Genomic DNA, 16,592 nt, shown 5'->3' with positions numbered 1-16,592 from the left:
GTCGGGATTAATCCGACTTCACGCCGCCAAATTGCGCGATGATTCACCTATTGTCATGATCCGGCTGATAATGATGCGCCGCGAATCCATGCCAAAGCTGACCAGAAAGATGTTCTGCCCATGACCAAGTTTCCCGTCCTTGTGACCGGCGGTGCCGGCTATATCGGCAGCCATGCGGTGCTGGCGCTGGTGGATCGCGGCTGGCCCGTGGTGGTGCTGGACGATCTGTCGACCGGCTTTCGCTGGGCGGTGCCCGATGGCGTGCCGTTCTATCAGGGCGACGTGGCCGACGGCGCGCTGGTAAGGCGGATTTTCGACGAACAGAAGATCGGCGCGATCATGCATTTCGCAGGATCGATCATCGTGCCCGAATCGGTCGAAAACCCGCTGAAATATTACGACAACAACACGGGGAAGAGCCGGAACCTGATCGCTTCCGCGGTCGAGGCGGGAATCCCCCATTTCATCTTCTCGTCCACCGCCAGCGTCTATGGCGAGGCGGAGGCGAAGCCTTTGTCCGAAGATGATCCGATCCAGCCCTTCAATCCCTACGCCATGTCCAAGGCCATGACCGAGCGTGTGCTGGCCGATACCGCCAGGGCGCATGACATGAATTATTGCGTGCTGCGCTATTTCAACGTGGCGGGCGCCGATCCTGCGGCGCGCAGCGGCCAGTCGGGCGTCGGCTCCACCCATCTGATCAAGGTCGCGCTGGAAGCGGCGCTGGGCAAGCGCAAGGAAGTGGCGGTCTTCGGCCTCGACTATCCGACCCGCGACGGCACGGGCATCCGTGATTATATCCATGTCAGCGATCTGGCCGCCGCCCATGTCCATGCGCTGGAGGCCCTAATTGCCGAGCCTGCGCGCAACCTCACCATGAATGTCGGCTATGCCAAGGGCTTCTCCGTGCTGGAAGTGCTGGACGCGGTGGACCGGGTGGTCGGCACGCCGGTGCCCCGCCGGATGGAAGGGCGCCGCGCGGGCGATGTGCCGGCGTTGCTGGCCGACAACTCCCGATTGCTTGCCACCACGCCCTGGCGGCCCGCGTTCGACGATCTGGAGCAGATCATCACCGACGCCTTGCGGTGGGAGACGAAGCTGCAGGCGATGCGCGATGCCGAAAGGGAACGCGAAAACGCCTGATTCGCGCCGTTTCGCGGGGCGGCGGGCGCTTTCCCCGCTTGACTCGGCGGGCTGCGCCCCCTAACGGGCCAGCCTTGATTTTCGCCCGCCCGCGCCCCGTTGGCGTAGCAGGCGGGGCATTCACGCTTTTACCGGATAGATACAATGAAGATTCGCAACAGCCTCAAGTCGCTGAAGGGCCGTCATCGTGACAATCGCGTGATTCGTCGCCGTGGCCGCACCTATGTGATTAACAAGACCAACCGCCGCTTCAAAGCCCGCCAAGGCTGAAGTCGGGCCGTCATTCCGCCTGCGCGGGCTGCGAACGGCCGTCTGCTGCGCTTCCGGTGCTCACGTACTAAAGTACGCTGCGCGCCGGTTCTCGCAGCCAGCCATTCTCGCTCCGCCCAGCCGAAATGCCGACCCAACTTCACGTCGGTCTTCTGCCGCGATGCGTTTGCGACCCGTCCATTGCGTCGTTTTCGACGTTGGGCGGGTTCTGTTTCGTTGGGACATGCGCTGTCTGTTCGGGCAGCTGGTCGACGATGCGGATGCGCTGGATTATGTCCTTGGCCATGTGGTGACCGAGGAATGGCATTTCGAACATGACGCGGGGCGCGACCTTGGCGAGATGGTGGCAGAGCGCAAGCTGCTGTTCCCCGAACATGCCGCGCTGATCGATGCCTATGCCACGCGCTTTGTCGAAACGATCCCCGGCCCCGTTCCCGGCTCGCTGGAGCTGGTAGAGCAGCTGGACAATCGCGGCGTGCCGCTGTTCGCCATTACCAATTTCGCCGATTCGTTCTGGAAGCAGTTCCGCCCGACCCAGCCGGTGTTCGACCGGTTCCGCGATATCGTCGTGTCGGGCACCGAGAAACTGGCCAAGCCCGCCCCCGCGATTTTCGATCTGGCCGCCGCGAGGTTCGGTATCGATCCGGCGGGCGCGCTGTTCATCGACGACAATGAAGCGAATATCGCCAGCGCCGAACGTCTGGGCTGGCAGGTCCATCATTTCCACGATGCCCCCGCGCTGCGCGACGATCTGGCGCGGCGGGGATTGATCGCGCGCTGATCTTCATGCCCCTCTTTCCTGCTGTGCCCGCCCGCGATAAAGCCACCATGGCATGACCCGATTTACCGTCAACGACCGGCCGGTCCAGTTCCTGATGGACCCTGAAACGCCGCTTTTATGGGCGCTGCGCGATGCGGCGAACCTGACGGGCACCAAATATGGCTGCGGCAATGGCGATTGCGGCGCCTGCACCGTGATCATCGACGGAGAGGCGATCCGGTCCTGCCTTGTCAGCATTGCCGAGGTCGAAGGCCGTTTCGTCACCACGATCGAGGCGCTGTCGGGCGACCGTTCGCATCCGCTGCAACAGGCGATGGTGGCCGAAGGGGCGATCCAGTGCGGGTTCTGCACGCCCGGCGTGGTGATGGCGGGTGCGGCGCTGCTGGCGCGCAATCCGCGCGCGGGGCGCGAGGAAATCGCGCAGTCGGTGCGCAATCTGTGCCCGTGCGGTGCCGGTCCGCGCATCATCCGCGCCATCGAACGCGCGGGCCGCGCCATGCGGCGGCGCGAGAATCTGGAAACCCTGCCAGCCCCCGGCATCGATCCGGCAGAGGCGGCGCAAGTGGTGCCCGCGATCAGCGCGGCGACCCCTGCCAATACGGAGGACGAGGAATGAAGGCGACCATCTGGCACAACCCGAAATGCGGCACGTCGCGCAAGACACTGGCGATTCTGGAAGAGGCGCCCGATGTCGAAGTCACCGTCATCGAATATCTGAAAAACCCGCCGACGGCGGCCAGGTTGGCGCAGCTGTACAAGGATGCGGGCATCAGTCCGCAACAGGGCCTGCGCCTGCGCGGCACCGATGCGGAAGATCGGGGCCTGCCCGATGCCGACGATGCGACCGTGCTGGCCGCGATGGCCGCCGAACCGGCGCTGATCGAACGCCCGCTGGTCGAAACCGACAAGGGCGCGCGCCTGTGCCGCCCGCAGGACAAGGTGCACGAGATTCTGTAATCCGCCATCCTCTGGCTGCGTCGTGACGGTCGGGCGGTTGTCAGCCTGTGTTCAATTCACCGACGCAAACTTGCAATAAAGTCCGGCATTTGCCACGCCATGGGCAGGACAGATAACAAGCCTCGCGAGGGCGCAGCATTTCATGAATTCTACCGACTTGGCGGATAGCTCCGCGGTTTCCCGTGCGAAACGGCGGATCGGGCACAAGCTTGGACCGTGGGCCGTTTTCTTTAAAGGCTTTGTCCAGCATCCGGTGATGGTCGGTTCGATCATCCCGTCCTCGCGCTTTACGATCAACCGCATGCTGGCCCGCACCGACTGGGACCGCTGCAAGCTGTTCGTCGAATATGGCCCCGGCGTCGGCACGTTCTGCCAGCCGGTGCTGGACCGGCTGCGCCCCGATGGCGCGCTGATCGTGATCGATACCAACCCGCTTTATATCGATTATCTGAACCGCACGATCCACGACCCGCGCTTTACCGCCGTGCTGGGGTCGGCGGCCGATGTCGAAAAGATCGTGCGCGACCACGGGCATGACGGCGCGGATTACGTGCTGTCGGGCCTGCCCTTTTCAACGCTGCCCGACGGGGTGGGGCCGGCCATCGTCGATGCCACCCACCGCGTGCTGAACAGCGGCGGGGCGTTTCTGGTCTATCAATTCTCGGCCGCGGCGCGCGATTTCATGGCCAAGAGATTTAATCGGATCGATTCCGATTTTGAACCCCTGAACATCCTGCCGTGCAAGCTGTTCTGGGGGCACAAGGACTAGGCGCACAAGTTCGGTCAGCTTGGCCCCGTCAGCCTGCCCCGTCAGCCTGCCCAGTCAGGATGGCCCGGTCAGGATGGCCCGACCGGCGCCAGTTGCCGCCACGCGGCGGTCAGCACCACGGCGCTGAGCAACGAGAAGCAGGCCGCCACCACGCTGCCGAAAAGCGCGACCGCGATCCCACCTGCCTCTGCGCCGCCGATCACCGCGACAAGGGCGGCGGGAATGCTGGTGGCGACCAGATAGATCACCGTCGTCGCCAGCATCAGCAGCAGGAAAAACAGCAGCAGGCGCGATGCATTGCCCTTTGTCGCGTGCCAGCTGCCGGTAATCGCATCGAAGGGATTGCGCGTGCCGCCTGCGGCCACGATGGGCGATATCAGCATGGTGCGCGCATAGATCCACATCGCGAACGCCAGCGCAGGGATCAGCGCCAGCCCCGCCATCGCCTCTCCGCCGATGGCGGCAAAGGGCATCAGCAGCAGCAACATGCCCAGCCCGACGCCCGCGCCCACCACCAGCTGCGCGCCGACCATGGTGGGAAGCGCCTTTAACCCCGTGACCATTGCCTGTTTCACCGTGGGCCGCCCCGCGCCCGCGATCAGCGCAATCACGGCCAGCAGCCCCGCGCCCTGCACGATAAAGCCCAGCAGGATCAGCGGCCACCACACGGCATAGATCTCCAGCAGCGCCTTGCCCGCCGCGTTCCCTTCCAGCCCCGGCGGCGGGGCGGGCAGCATGAAATCGACTGCCAGCTGCGGCAGCAGAAAGAACAGCCCCGCCATCACCAGCAGCACCTGCCGGTTGGCGCGGATCACGTCGACGGCGCTTTTCCATGCGGCATTGGCATCGAAACGCGGTCGAACGGGGCGGGGTGCAGACGGGGGAAGTTGCGCGCTCATAATGCTCTTGATTGGCATGGCATTCGGGTCCACGCAACGCGCATGGCCAGTCTGACCGACAAGAAATCCCCTGCGCTTCCTGCCGATATCGAATGGCGCCGCGAAACCGCGCAAATTCCCTATCGCGAGGCGCTGGCCGCGATGGAGGCGCGCAACCGCGCGATCCACGAAGGGAGCGAGAGCGAGCTGATCTGGCTGCTGGAACACCCGCCCGTCTATACCGCGGGCACCAGCGCGAAGGACGACGACATGCTCGACCCGCGTTTCGACGTGGTCAAGGCGGGGCGCGGCGGGCAGTTCACCTATCACGGGCCGGGCCAGCGCATCGGCTATGTGCTGCTTGATCTGTCGCGCAGGGCACGCGACGTGCGCGGTTTCGTCCATGCGCTGGAAGGCTGGGTGATCGGGGCGCTGCACGATTTCGGCGTGGAAAGCTGGCGGGCCGAAGGGCGGATCGGCATCTGGACCCGCGATATCGACGGGACAGAGGCCAAGATCGGCGCGATCGGCGTGCGCGTGCGCCGCTGGGTCACGATGCACGGATTTTCGGTAAACATCGCGCCCGATCTTTCGCATTTCACCGGCATCGTCCCTTGCGGGATCAGCGAATATGGCGTGACCAGCCTGCAGAAGCTGGGCCTGAACATCAGCATGGAGCAATTCGATCAGGCGTTGCTGCGGCACGGGCAGGAATTTCTGGCCGCGCTGGACCGCGCCTGTCCCAGCGACTAGCGATGCACAGCATGACCCGAACGCGAATCATTGTGGCCCTGACCTGCGCCGCCCTGCTGGCTGCTTGCGAGAGCGAGCCCGAGCGGGCCGCGAACGATAGCCGTGACGCGGGCGGAGAGGTTCTGGAAGGCACGATCAGCGACGAGATGATCCAGCTGGACCGGCTGCAATCGCAGGGCGATCCGGAAGAACCGGAAGACGCGGTAGAGGGTTCCGAAGCCACGGAACCGGCGGGCGGGGACGTGAACGACGGGGACGACGGGGACGGGGCGGCAAGCGCTGTGCCCGACGAAGCCGGACCGGCCGGTACCGACGGCGAAACCGCCACACAGGCAGCGCCCGCCGCGTAATCGCGGCCAGCACCGGCACGGACCCGGCACCGGCAGATATGGACGATACCGACAATCGCACGGGCCGGTTCATCCGGCTTGCCCTGCTGATCGCGGCCAATGGCGTGCTGGCGCTGGGGCCGTGGCTGGTGCGGCTGGCCGACACGGGGCCGGTGGCGGCGGGATTCTGGCGGCTAACGCTGGCATTGCCGCTGGTCGCGCTGCTGGCGTGGAGAGAACCGTCGGGCAGGCCGCCGCTGGGGCGTGCAGGCTTTGCGCTGGTGGTCGGCGCGGGGATATTCTTCGCGCTCGATCTGGCCAGCTGGCATCTGGGGATCGAACGCACGCGGCTGGGCAATGCGACCTTGTTCGGCAATGCGGGCAGCGTGATCCTGATCGCATGGGGCCTGATCGCCGCGCGGCAGCGCCCGCGCATGGCCGAAATGGGCGCGGTAACGGCGGCGCTGGTCGGTGCGTTCCTGTTGATGGAAGGCTCGCTGCAGATCTCGCACGAAAATCTGGTCGGCGATCTGTTCGCCCTGCTCGCGGGGCTGTTCTATGCCTTCTATCTGCTGATGCTGCGCAGCGTGCGGGCGCGGATGGGGCCGTGGGGCATGCTGGTCATGGTGATCGCATCGGGCGCGCCCGTCGCCTTATTCGTGGCGATCGCGCTGGGAGAGGCGATCTGGCCGCAGAACTGGACCCCGCTGCTGGTGCTGGCCTTTAGCAGCCAGGTCGTGGGGCAGGGCTTGCTGATCCGCTCGCTGTCATGGTTCAGCCCGGTGGTGATCGGCCTTGCCCTGCTGACGCAGCCCGCGATTTCGGCGCTGGCAGGCTATCTCGCGTTCGGAGAGGTGTTGTCGGTTCAGGACGTGCTGGGCATGGCGCTGATGGGCGCGGCGCTGGCGCTGGCGCGTGCGGCGGAACCGCGCGGCGGCGGCGCGCGACCCTATAAACCGCGGCCCTAGGCCCCGGTTTCAGCCCAGCGCGCGCAGAAAGCGGCGGTGGCGGTCCTGCAATTCGTCCAGATCGGGGCCCGACAGGGCGGTTTCGGCCTGCGCCAGCAGCCGGTTCCCTTCATCGCGGATGATGCCGCGCCGCTTGTCGCTGCGCATCGCCTCGGCACAGTTTTCCAGCGCGTCGAACATGCAAAGCGCGGCCTTGCGGCTGGTCGCCACGGCCGAACGCGCCGCGCCGAAACCCGCACCGACATAGCCCGCAATGCCGGTCGTCAGCGGGACGATCCGTGCCTCGTCGCGGTTCGTTTCTTCGTCATTGGCCGATTCGCGCAGCACCCGCGTGCCCAGTTCCGCCGTTGCCGCGCCGATCCAGTGCAGCGCGGTCATCGCCGTGAACGGATCGTTGATGCCGGGTGAAAGGGCGCGCAGGGCAATCTCGACCAGCTCGTCCAGCAGGAACCGCAAGTCCTGTGTCGGCGTGCGCAGGCCCGACAGGACGAAGCAGTCGCGCACTTGTCCCGCGATGGCGTCGTTCCCGCCCATATTGGCCAGCCCTGCCAGAGCTCGGGGCGGGTGGATGAAATCGCCTGCCTCGACCAACAGCACGATGCGGCCGTCATGGTCGCGGGCAATATCCTCCAGCCCGTCGAAATCGATAATCTCGATATAGCCGGCGCGTTCGGCCCGGACCCGGGTATCGGTGTCGATATCGGGCGCATCGCCATCGTCCCCCTCACGCGGGAAGCGGCGCCGGATCTGGCGGATGAGGCGCTTGCCGATATCTTCCAGCACCGTGTTGATGCGGATCGAATCGGGCACGTGGTTGAGGAAATAGACCAGCACCCCGATCGACATCAGCATCAGCGCGATGGCGACCAGCAGCGATAATTGCGGCACGAAACCGGGCAGCGCATCGCCGCTGGCGCCAAGGACGGGTGCCTCGTCCTCGCGCCGCACCACGCGCAGCACCATGACCGCATAGACGAAGGTGCCGATGAAGGTGGCAAGCGACAGCTGGTTGCCCTTGTCCTCCATGAAATTGGTCAAAAGGCGCGGGCCATAGGTGCCGCTGGCATAGGATACGGCGACGATGGTGATCGAAAACACCGTGGCGGCAACGCCGATGGTGCTGCCCGCGATGACCTGCAACATGTCGCTGGCGCCGCCGGGGCGGGCGGGGACCAGCCAGTCGCTGCTGGCCAGAATATCGGCGGCACGCCCGCGATCGAGCGCAACGGTCCCCAGCGCGAGGAAAAACGCGAGCACCGAAAAGATCGCCGGATAAAACCAGTAGCTGGCGTTGATCCGGCTCCAGATCGAAAGAAGGCGGGCGGTCATCGCATGATGAACGCGCCGCCGCGCTTATGGGTCCGGTATGATCTGATCGGAAGTGCCGAACACTGCCGTTTCGCGCAGGCCCGTGCTGTCGATCCGGCCGCGATGCATGCCGGGCGTGTTGAACGCGAATCCGGTGCTGCCATCGGGCGCGGCCACGATCACCCCGCCATCGCCGCCCAGCGCGCCGACTTCGCCGATGACATGGTCGGCGGCCTGCTGTGCGGACTCGCCCCTGAACCGCATGCGCGCGCAGATCTCATGCGCGACGCCCAGACGGATGAAATATTCCCCCGCGCCGGTCGCGGAAACGGCGCAGGCGCGGTCGTCGGCATAGGTGCCCGCGCCGATCACCGGCGAATCGCCCACGCGGCCCCAGCGCTTGCCGGTAAGCCCGCCGGTAGAGGTCGCGGCGGCGACATGGCCCTGCGTATCGACGGCCACCGCACCGACCGTGCCGTATTTCAGGTCCGCGTCGAACCAGTCCTCGCCAGATGCGACGCGGTCACGGAATTCCTGCCATTGGCGGCGGCGTCCCTCGGTCGCGAAATAGGCGGGATCGACCTGTTCCAGCCCCTGTTCCTGCGCAAATATATTCGCGCCGTCGTGCGACAGGAACACATGCGGGCTGTTCTCCATCACTGCCCGCGCGGCAGTGACGGGGTTTTTTGTGGTCAGGATACCCGCGACCGCGCCCGCCATGCGGGTCTCGCCATCCATGATCGCGGCGTCCAGTTCGTTCTTCCCCTCGAACGTAAACACCGCGCCGCGGCCCGCGTTGAACAGCGGATCGTCTTCCAGCATCATCACCGCCGCCTGCACCGCGTCCATCGACGTGCCGCCATCGGCCAGAACCGCGCTGCCGGCTTCCAGCGCCTTGTCCAGCGCGGCGCGATATTCGGCGACCTGCTCGGGCGAATAGCGTTCGGGCGTCAATACGCCTGCGCCGCCGTGAATCGCCAGCGACCAGCGGGGGGTGTCGGTCATGGTATCCTCTTGTGCATGGGCCGTCGCGGCACCCGGCGCCGAAAGCAGGGCGGCCAGAATAGCGACGGCCTTGAATATCGGAGGCATTACGCCCGCCCCAGATCGCCCTTGCCGATCGTGCCCGACGCCATCTCGATCATCTTGTCGAGGCTCTGCTTCGCCTTCAGCCGCAGGCCTTCCTCGATCTCGATCCGCGGTTCCAGATCGCGCAGCGCCAGATAGAGCTTCTCCATCGTGTTGAGCGCCATATAGGGGCAGATATTGCAGTTGCAGTTGCCGTCCGCACCCGGCGCGCCGATGAAGGTTTTCTCGGGCAGCGCGGTTTCCATCTGGTGGATGATATGCGGCTCGGTCGCGACGATCAGCGTATCCCCTTCCATCGTCTTGGCATATTGCAAAATGCCGCTGGTCGACCCGACGTAATCGGCATGGTCCACGATATGCGGTGGGCATTCGGGATGCGCGGCGACGGGGGCGTCGGGGTGCTGTTCCTTCAGCTTCAAAAGCTCGGTCTCGCTGAACGCCTCGTGCACGATACACACGCCCGGCCACAGCAGCATGTCGCGGTCGAACTTGCGGTTGAGGTATCCGCCCAGATGCCGGTCGGGACCGAAGATGATCTTCTGGTCCTTGGGGATCTGCGCAAGGATCGTTTCGGCCGATGAGCTGGTGACGATCACGTCGGACAGCGCCTTAACCTCGGTGCTGCAGTTGATATAGGTCAGCGCGATGTGGTCGGGATGCGCTTCGCGGAACGCCCTGAACTTTTCGGGCGGGCACGAATCCTCAAGGCTGCAACCGGCATCCAGATCGGGCAGCACCACGATCTTTTCGGGGCTGAGGATCTTGGCGGTGTCGGCCATGAACTTGACGCCGCAGAATGCGATCACATCGGCATCGGTCGCGGCGGCCTTTTTCGACAGTTCCAGCGAATCGCCGACGAAATCGGCAAGATCCTGCAATTCCGGCTTCTGGTAATAATGCGCGAGGATCACGGCATTGCGCTCCTTGCGCAGCCGCTCGATCTCGGCACGAAGGTCGAGGCCGGTCAGAGATTCGGGGGGCTGGGCAGTCATCAAAGGCTCCTTAGCGTAATGCCTGGGCCCCAGATGGACTGCCCGCCCTTTCAGTTCAAGCAGATTGGGCGCGGCATCACATCGCCATGCCGGGCGGCATGAACGCTTCCATCGGGCGATCCGCACCCGGCGTGCCGGCCACGAACTGCTGCGTAAAAGCGATGCCAAAGTCGGAATAGGCCACAAGATCGGCCAGAACCTGCGATGCCAGCAATGTGCCGATGCCCCGCAGCCATGCGGGATGGATGCGGCCCGACACCATCCTGTCGCGAATCATGCCGATGGCGGGCCAGATCAGCACGATCGCCAGATTGACATGCCACGCATGCGGCATGGCCAGCGGCATCGGCAACAGGCGGCCCAGCCCGGGCCCCGTCAATATCGCAAACCCGACCAGCATCAGCCGCCGGTGCCAGCCCGCGTGCCGCCGCACTTTCAGCGCGGCAAAGGTCAGCCCGGCAAAACACAGCAGATGGGCGGGATTGGAAAACAGGAACTGGTTCTGATCGAAAAAGAACGGCCCGCCGGTGCGCTGCATCACCGTGACGATCAGCATCAGCCCAACCGCCACCATCAATGGCACCCAGCCGAACGCGACCATGCCCAGCCGGCGGTGCCATGCCGCATTGTTGCCTGCGATCAGGATCGATTGCGCCAGATACAGGCCGATCCATGCAAAGGACACGAAAGCGTGAATGTGAAAGATCGGCGGCACGGCAAAGCTGGACCGCCCCATCGCCAGATGCAGTGAAAATCCGGCGACGATCGTAAAAGCCATGGCCAAAGCCATCGCCATATGAAACCGGCGATCGGCCATTTCGGGCGATCGTGCCGGCATTTCCATGATCGGTGAAGTCGCCATCTTGGCCAACCCCTCTCCTGTACTCGACCCGGCGCGGCTTTTACGCCTGTCGGGGCCGAAACGGAAAGATCAGTTGGTCAGATGCCATATGTCGTTGGTGGAATCGGCTTCCCCGCGATTTTGCAGTTCGGTCAGATGCGCCAGCACCGACATGCCCGCCGCGCCGACCAGCCGCGAATCGAGCCCGACATACATCGCCGCGACCATTTCGGGGATCGATTTGGGCCCGCCGTCCAGCAGGCGGCGGATCTGCCGCTCGCGCTGGCGGCGGTGGCCGATCATGCCGCGCACCAGCTGGCGCGGTTTGGTGACCGGCGCGCCATGGGCGGGGTAATAGATGCGGTCCTCCCGCTCGTACAGCAGCTCCATGCTGGCCATATATTGCCCCATGTCGCCATCGGGCGGGATCACCACCGTGGTCGACCAGCCCATCACGTGATCGCCGGTGAACAGGGCCCCCGTCTCCTCCAGCGCAAAGCACAGATGGTTCGACGTATGGCCGGGAGTGGCAATAGCGGTCAGGGTCCAGCCGTCGCCCGCCAGTCGCTCGCCGTCGTGCAGCACGCGGTCGGGCGTATAGCTGGGGTCGAACGGGGCGTCGCCGCGCGGGCCGATGCTTTCCAGATTAAGCGCCGCGCAGCCGATGACCGGCGCGCCGGTACGGGCCTTTAGCGGGGCGGCGGCGGGCGAATGGTCGCGGTGGGTATGCGTGCAGCAGATCGCCGCCACGCGCCTGTCACCGATGGCCGCGACCAGCGCGTCGATATGCGCCGCCTCGTCCGGACCGGGATCGATCACGGCGACATCGCTGCCACTGCCGACCAGATAGGTCTGCGTGCCGTGCAGCGTAAAGGCGCTGGGATTATCGGCCAGCACGCGGCGGACCAGCGGTTCCAGCGCGATCGCGGCGCCGACGGGCGGGGCGGGTTCGGTCTGCGTTGCCATGGGGGGGATATGGGGGTGCGGCGCGCGACTGTCGAGCGGCCAGTGGGGCAGGCCCTTAGCTCTGCACGGACGCCGTACCGCAGGCGCTGCATCCCGGGTCCTTCATCACGCGTATCGTGCGCAATGCAGGTTTCAGCCCGTCGAACAGTTGCAATCGCCCGAATTGCGGATCGCCCAGCGCCGCAACACCGGCAACCGCGATCCGCACGGCCATCATCGCGCCCATGCTGCCCGCCATGCCGGTAAAGGCACCCAGCACGCCATCGGCGGCGCAAGTGTCGCAATCCTCGGCATCGAAGGCATCGCCGACCCAGCAGCGATAGCAGGGCTGATCCGGCAGATGCCCCGCGAAATTGGCCATTTGCGCCTGAAACCGCCCCACGGCGGCGCTGGTCAGCGGCTTGCCCAGCCGGACACAGGCGTCCGACACGGCCAGCCGAGTCGCGAAATTATCGCAGCCATCGAGAATCTGTCCCGCATCGCCCAAGAGGCTGGCGGCATTGCCGCCATCGATGCGCGCGCGGACCGGCGTGACCTGCAAGGCGGGATCGAAGCGTCGCACCCATGCGGCGGCGGCTTCGGCCTTGGGCTGGCCCAGATCGCTTTCGGTAAAGATCGTCTGGCGCTGCAGATTGCTCGGCTCGACCAGATCGTCGTCGATGATGGTGATGCGTCCGAAACCCGCAGCGGCAAGATACTGGATGGCGGGCGATCCGATCCCGCCCGCGCCGATCACCGCGATATGCGCCGCCGCCAGCGCCGCCTGACCCGCGCCGCCCAGTTCGGGCAGCACGATATGGCGGGCGAATCGGTCGAGGCGGTCCGGATCGGTGACCGAATAGGCCGGATCGGTAACCGAACGGGGCGGTATTTCGTGCGAAGGCGCGTCCATGGCATGCCCTTGCATCCGCCGCGCGCGAAGGGCAAGTGCCGCCCGCACGGGACGATCGTCGCAATGTGCGGCAATCCTTGACGATTCGCCCTGCCGTCGCTATGCGGCGCGCTTTCCGTGGAACCGGCCCCGTTGGGGGGCGGCGATTCCGTGCGGATTTCATTTACGGATTTTCGGGCTGCTCGGGCTTTCGGGCTCACAGCCGCCAACCGGTCTTGAACCAATAGCGGGCTGCCCGTCAGCCGAGAAGGAATATACGAATGGCCAATACGCCGCAGGCGCGCAAGCGCATCCGCCGCAACGAGCGGCGCGCCGAAGTGAACGGTAACCGCATCAGCCGCATCCGCAGCTTTGTGAAGAAGGTCGAGCTGGCCATCGCCAGCGGCGACAAGGCAGCAGCCACCACCGCCCTCGCCAGCGCACAGCCCGAGCTGGCCCGCGGCGTGGCGCGCGGCGTGCTTCACAAGAACACCGCTTCGCGCAAGATGAGCCGGCTGACCAAGCGCGTCGCCGCTCTCTGATCGGGGCGCTCTGATCGGGGCGCGTCGATTCGCCCGCTTCCTTGCCGGCGCCGCGCAATGCGTGGTGCGTCAAGGAAATCGGGCTGAGTCGCGAAGCTTTCACATTCCGCAGTTCGCCAAGGGGTGATTCGGACCGAATCGGTCCCGCCCGCGCAGCGAAATTGCCGCCGAAGGGCCGGAGATGTTATCTCCGGCCTTTTGTGTTGCGCTGCGGCAAGACCGGCAAAAAATTGCTGCACTGCACAATTTGACGGTTAATCCACGATTCGGACGCGGTGAACCGAGTGCTTGCCGCCAAAAAACCGCGCATTTCAGCCGTTTAATTCAGAAGCGTAGCGTTTCTGCGGTATTGCACGAGTCAACTGGCTTTATTTCAGATTTTTTACCTGTCCACCCTTGCCGCTTTGCCCTCCACAGCCTTAGAAACTGACTCGCCGGTCAATTCATGGGCGGCACCACTAGACAACGCAGATTCATCTTCCTGCCGTTAGGGGTCGGCAGAGGACTGTTGAGCCGTGCCGGTTTCAAAGGCATGGTGTCGGAATCGATTTGGCAATCACTTCGGTTCCGCGTTTTCTACGAGGTGCTCCTTATTGTGACCGGCATGATGAAATGGGCATTCAGGACATGGTTCGAGGGTCGGGCCATGTTCGGGGGGCCGGCAGGGTTCGAAGTCGGGATCGGAGCAATATGGTCATGGGACGAACGGGGGCAGGTCCGCTGGCGAGCGGCTTTTCCGCTCAGCAAAATCCGGGGCCCAAACAAACGGGTCAGAACAAGGCGGTGCGCGGGCCAATGGACAGTGAAGTGAATAATCTGATGGCGGAAGAAGAGCGTGAGGCCCTGGCGGCGGACTGGTCGGACATTTGCGTAGGGCTGCGCAAGGATCTGGGCCAGCAGTTGTACGGCCAGTGGATCCGCCCGATCGAGCTGGGCAATTTCTGCCGCGAGACGGGGACGCTCGACCTGTACCTTCCCACCGAGTTTTCGGCCAATTGGGTGAACGACCGGTTTTCGGACCGCTTGTCGCTGGCATGGAAGATCGCGCGCAGCGAAGTGCGCAATGTGCGCATTTCGGTCCATCCCGGCCGCCGCAAGCTGCCCGAACTGCATGTCGGCCCTGCCGCCGCGAACGATCACACCCCCGCGCCGACCAATCCCGCCGATGCGATCGCGGAACTGGGCAGCGCAGGGCTCGATCCCACGCTGACCTTTGCCAGCTTCGTGACCGGCGAAGGCAATGTGCTGGCCTATAATGCCGCGCAGCGCATGGCCGCCTCCGAAGCGCCGCAATTCTCGCCCCTCTACCTCAAGGCCGCGACGGGGCAGGGCAAGACGCATCTGCTTCACGCGATCGGCCACCAGTTCGCGGCTGCGAAACCGGGTAGCCGCATCTTCTATTGCTCGGCCGAGCGTTTCATGGTCGAGTTCGTGCAGGCCCTGCGCCAGAACCAGATGATCGAATTCAAATCGCGCCTGCGCGGTTTCGACATGCTGCTGGTCGACGATATCCAGTTCATCATCGGCAAGGCGTCGGCGCAGGAAGAGCTGCTTTATACGATCGATGCGCTGCTGGCCGAAGGCAAGCGGCTGGGCTTTGCCGCCGACCGCGCGCCGCAAGCGCTCGACGGGGTGGAACCGCGCCTGTTGTCGCGCCTGTCGATGGGTCTGGTCGCCGATATTCAGGCTGCCGATATCGACCTGCGCCGCAAGATCCTCGAACATCGGCTCACGCGGTTCACGTCGAACGATGTGCCCGACGATGTGATCGAATTCCTTGCCCGCACGATCAGCCGGAACGTGCGCGAGCTGGTGGGCGGCCTCAACAAGCTGATCGCCTATGCGCAGCTGACGGGGCAACCGGTGTCACTGAACCTTGCCGAGGAACAGCTGACCGACATCTTGTCGGCCAACCGCCGCCGCATCACCATTGACGAGATTCAGCGCACGGTCTGCCAGTTCTACCGGCTCGACCGCAGCGAGATGGCGTCGAAGCGCCGTGCCCGCGCCGTGGTGCGTCCGCGTCAGGTGGCGATGTATCTGGCCAAGGTGCTGACCCCGCGCAGCTATCCCGAAATCGGACGCAAGTTTGGCGGGCGCGACCATTCGACCGTGATCCATGCCGTCCGCCTGATCGAGGATTTGCGCACGCGCGATGCCGATATGGACGGCGATGTGCGCAGCCTGCTGCGTCAGCTGGAAAGCTGAACCCGCCAGTTGCACGAATGACGGGGGCGGTGCTCGCAATCGGCGGGTGCCGCCCCTATTTCATGTGCCTTATGCCTTTGTCCGCCCATGCCTGAACTTCCCGAAGTCGAAACCACGATCCGCGGGCTTGCCGGATTTCTGGAGGGCGAGACGATCGCGCGTATTGCCGTCAACCGCCCCGATCTGCGCCGCCCGTTCCCGCCCGAACTGGTGCAGGTGATGACGGGCGCGGTGGTGACGCATCTGTCGCGCCGCGCGAAATACGGGCTGATCCATCTGGATCGGGATCAAACCGCGATCTTCCATCTGGGGATGAGCGGCCGCTGGCGGATCGACCCCGCCGAAATCGGCAAGCACGATCATCTGGTGCTGGAAACGGGGGCCGGACATGTTCTTGCCCTGAACGATGCGCGGCGTTTCGGTTCGGTCGATCTGGTCGCGGGCGATCCGTTGACGGCATTCGCCCCCTTTGCCGCCATGGGGCCCGAACCGCTTGGCCCCGACTTTACCGCTGCCTATCTGAAGGGTGCGCTGGCGGGCAAGGTTCCGGCGATCAAGCTGGCCCTGCTGGACCAGCGGATCGTGGCAGGTCTGGGCAATATCTATGTGTGCGAGGCGCTGCACCGCGCCGGCATCCGCCCCGACAAGCCCGCAGGCCGCGTGTCTCTGCCCAAGCTTAAGCTACTGGTCCCCGCGATCCGCGATGTGCTGGGCGAATCGATCGCGGCGGGCGGATCGTCGATGCGCGATTATGCGCGGCCCGATGGCGAGCTGGGCTATTTCGCGGCCAGCTGGCGCGTTTACGGGCGCGAGGGGCAGCCATGCCATTGCGGCGGCACGGTCGAGCGATTCGTGCAGGGCGGGCGATCCACCTTCTGGTGCCGCCAATGTCAGCGCTGAATCGCATCGCTTTTCCTTTGCCCCAGG

At 64.9% G+C, this 16,592-nt stretch carries 20 protein-coding genes; 13 read left to right on the top strand and 7 right to left on the bottom strand.

Going from position 1 to position 16,592, the window contains the following annotated elements; genetic code table 11:
• Positions 1–120 precede the first annotated feature (120 nt).
• The 6 genes from galE (at position 121) to LOZ74_RS17200 (ending at position 3,920) form a co-directional block, all read left to right on the top strand.
• Positions 121–1,143: a UDP-glucose 4-epimerase GalE gene (galE, locus tag LOZ74_RS17225; RefSeq protein ID WP_230292205.1), complete on the top strand. Its 1,023-nt coding sequence runs from the start codon at positions 121–123 to the stop codon at positions 1,141–1,143.
• Between the two features lie 144 nt (positions 1,144–1,287).
• Positions 1,288–1,413 carry a type B 50S ribosomal protein L36 gene (ykgO, locus tag LOZ74_RS17220; protein WP_004210176.1) on the top strand — a complete coding sequence of 42 codons (126 nt, stop codon included), beginning with the start codon at positions 1,288–1,290 and terminating at the stop codon, positions 1,411–1,413.
• A 160-nt stretch (positions 1,414–1,573) separates the two neighbouring features.
• A complete protein-coding gene (locus LOZ74_RS17215; protein ID WP_230292204.1) occupies positions 1,574–2,194 on the top strand; it encodes an HAD family phosphatase in 621 nt (206 codons plus the stop codon).
• Between the two features lie 52 nt (positions 2,195–2,246).
• On the top strand, positions 2,247–2,810 hold the full coding sequence (locus LOZ74_RS17210; protein WP_230292203.1) for a (2Fe-2S)-binding protein: 564 nt from the start codon (positions 2,247–2,249) through the stop codon (positions 2,808–2,810).
• A complete protein-coding gene (gene arsC, locus LOZ74_RS17205) occupies positions 2,807–3,151 on the top strand; it encodes an arsenate reductase (glutaredoxin) (protein ID WP_230292202.1) in 345 nt (114 codons plus the stop codon). Before LOZ74_RS17210 ends, arsC begins: the two co-directional genes overlap by 4 nt.
• Before the next feature lie 142 nt (positions 3,152–3,293).
• Positions 3,294–3,920, top strand: coding sequence for a class I SAM-dependent methyltransferase (locus tag LOZ74_RS17200; RefSeq protein ID WP_230292201.1), 627 nt, complete (start codon positions 3,294–3,296; stop codon positions 3,918–3,920).
• 68 nt (positions 3,921–3,988) lie between these two features.
• Here the strand turns inward: LOZ74_RS17200 and LOZ74_RS17195 are convergent, their stop codons facing one another.
• Positions 3,989–4,819, bottom strand: a complete 831-nt coding sequence (locus tag LOZ74_RS17195) for a hypothetical protein (RefSeq protein ID WP_230292200.1) — start codon at positions 4,817–4,819, stop codon at positions 3,989–3,991.
• Positions 4,820–4,861: 42 nt separating this feature from the next.
• Between LOZ74_RS17195 and lipB the strand changes: the two genes are divergently transcribed.
• Genes lipB through LOZ74_RS17180 form a run of 3 tightly spaced genes read left to right on the top strand, consistent with a single transcriptional unit; the run spans position 4,862 to position 6,848 of the window.
• Positions 4,862–5,551, top strand: a complete 690-nt coding sequence (gene lipB / locus LOZ74_RS17190; RefSeq protein ID WP_230279688.1) for a lipoyl(octanoyl) transferase LipB — start codon at positions 4,862–4,864, stop codon at positions 5,549–5,551.
• Positions 5,552–5,562: 11 nt separating this feature from the next.
• A complete protein-coding gene (locus LOZ74_RS17185; protein WP_230292199.1) occupies positions 5,563–5,901 on the top strand; it encodes a hypothetical protein in 339 nt (112 codons plus the stop codon).
• 38 nt (positions 5,902–5,939) lie between these two features.
• The gene (locus LOZ74_RS17180; protein WP_230292198.1) at positions 5,940–6,848 is read left to right on the top strand and encodes a DMT family transporter; all 909 of its coding nucleotides are present in this window, start codon (positions 5,940–5,942) and stop codon (positions 6,846–6,848) included.
• Between the two features lie 9 nt (positions 6,849–6,857).
• Here the strand turns inward: LOZ74_RS17180 and LOZ74_RS17175 are convergent, their stop codons facing one another.
• From LOZ74_RS17175 to LOZ74_RS17150, 6 genes are all read right to left on the bottom strand, one after another.
• Positions 6,858–8,177 carry a DUF2254 domain-containing protein gene (locus LOZ74_RS17175; protein WP_230292197.1) on the bottom strand — a complete coding sequence of 440 codons (1,320 nt, stop codon included), beginning with the start codon at positions 8,175–8,177 and terminating at the stop codon, positions 6,858–6,860.
• 24 nt (positions 8,178–8,201) lie between these two features.
• Complete coding sequence (locus tag LOZ74_RS17170; RefSeq protein WP_230292196.1) at positions 8,202–9,161, bottom strand: isoaspartyl peptidase/L-asparaginase family protein; 960 nt, start codon at positions 9,159–9,161, stop codon at positions 8,202–8,204.
• Between the two features lie 86 nt (positions 9,162–9,247).
• Positions 9,248–10,237 (bottom strand): quinolinate synthase NadA, encoded by a 990-nt coding sequence (gene nadA, locus LOZ74_RS17165; RefSeq protein WP_230292195.1) that lies wholly within the window; start codon positions 10,235–10,237, stop codon positions 9,248–9,250.
• A 76-nt stretch (positions 10,238–10,313) separates the two neighbouring features.
• Complete coding sequence (locus tag LOZ74_RS17160; RefSeq protein ID WP_230292194.1) at positions 10,314–11,099, bottom strand: hypothetical protein; 786 nt, start codon at positions 11,097–11,099, stop codon at positions 10,314–10,316.
• Positions 11,100–11,168: 69 nt separating this feature from the next.
• A complete protein-coding gene (locus LOZ74_RS17155) occupies positions 11,169–12,044 on the bottom strand; it encodes an MBL fold metallo-hydrolase (protein ID WP_230292193.1) in 876 nt (291 codons plus the stop codon).
• Between the two features lie 55 nt (positions 12,045–12,099).
• The gene (locus LOZ74_RS17150; protein WP_230292192.1) at positions 12,100–12,936 is read right to left on the bottom strand and encodes a HesA/MoeB/ThiF family protein; all 837 of its coding nucleotides are present in this window, start codon (positions 12,934–12,936) and stop codon (positions 12,100–12,102) included.
• 260 nt (positions 12,937–13,196) lie between these two features.
• Between LOZ74_RS17150 and rpsT the strand changes: the two genes are divergently transcribed.
• The 4 genes from rpsT to mutM all read left to right on the top strand — a co-directional run bounded on the left by rpsT (position 13,197) and on the right by mutM (position 16,565).
• Entirely contained in the window at positions 13,197–13,457 is a 261-nt protein-coding gene (rpsT, locus tag LOZ74_RS17145; protein WP_230279696.1) for a 30S ribosomal protein S20, read from the top strand.
• A 181-nt stretch (positions 13,458–13,638) separates the two neighbouring features.
• The gene (locus LOZ74_RS17140) at positions 13,639–13,887 is read left to right on the top strand and encodes a hypothetical protein (protein ID WP_230292191.1); all 249 of its coding nucleotides are present in this window, start codon (positions 13,639–13,641) and stop codon (positions 13,885–13,887) included.
• Between the two features lie 365 nt (positions 13,888–14,252).
• Positions 14,253–15,665, top strand: coding sequence for a chromosomal replication initiator protein DnaA (gene dnaA, locus LOZ74_RS17135; protein ID WP_230292190.1), 1,413 nt, complete (start codon positions 14,253–14,255; stop codon positions 15,663–15,665).
• 87 nt (positions 15,666–15,752) lie between these two features.
• A complete protein-coding gene (mutM, locus tag LOZ74_RS17130) occupies positions 15,753–16,565 on the top strand; it encodes a bifunctional DNA-formamidopyrimidine glycosylase/DNA-(apurinic or apyrimidinic site) lyase (RefSeq protein WP_230292189.1) in 813 nt (270 codons plus the stop codon).
• Positions 16,566–16,592: the final 27 nt, after the last annotated feature.

This window comes from Croceicoccus sp. Ery5, from assembly GCF_020985325.1.
Taxonomy (GTDB): Bacteria; Pseudomonadota; Alphaproteobacteria; order Sphingomonadales; family Sphingomonadaceae; genus Croceicoccus.
This window is presented reverse-complemented; position numbering and strand designations above follow the sequence as displayed.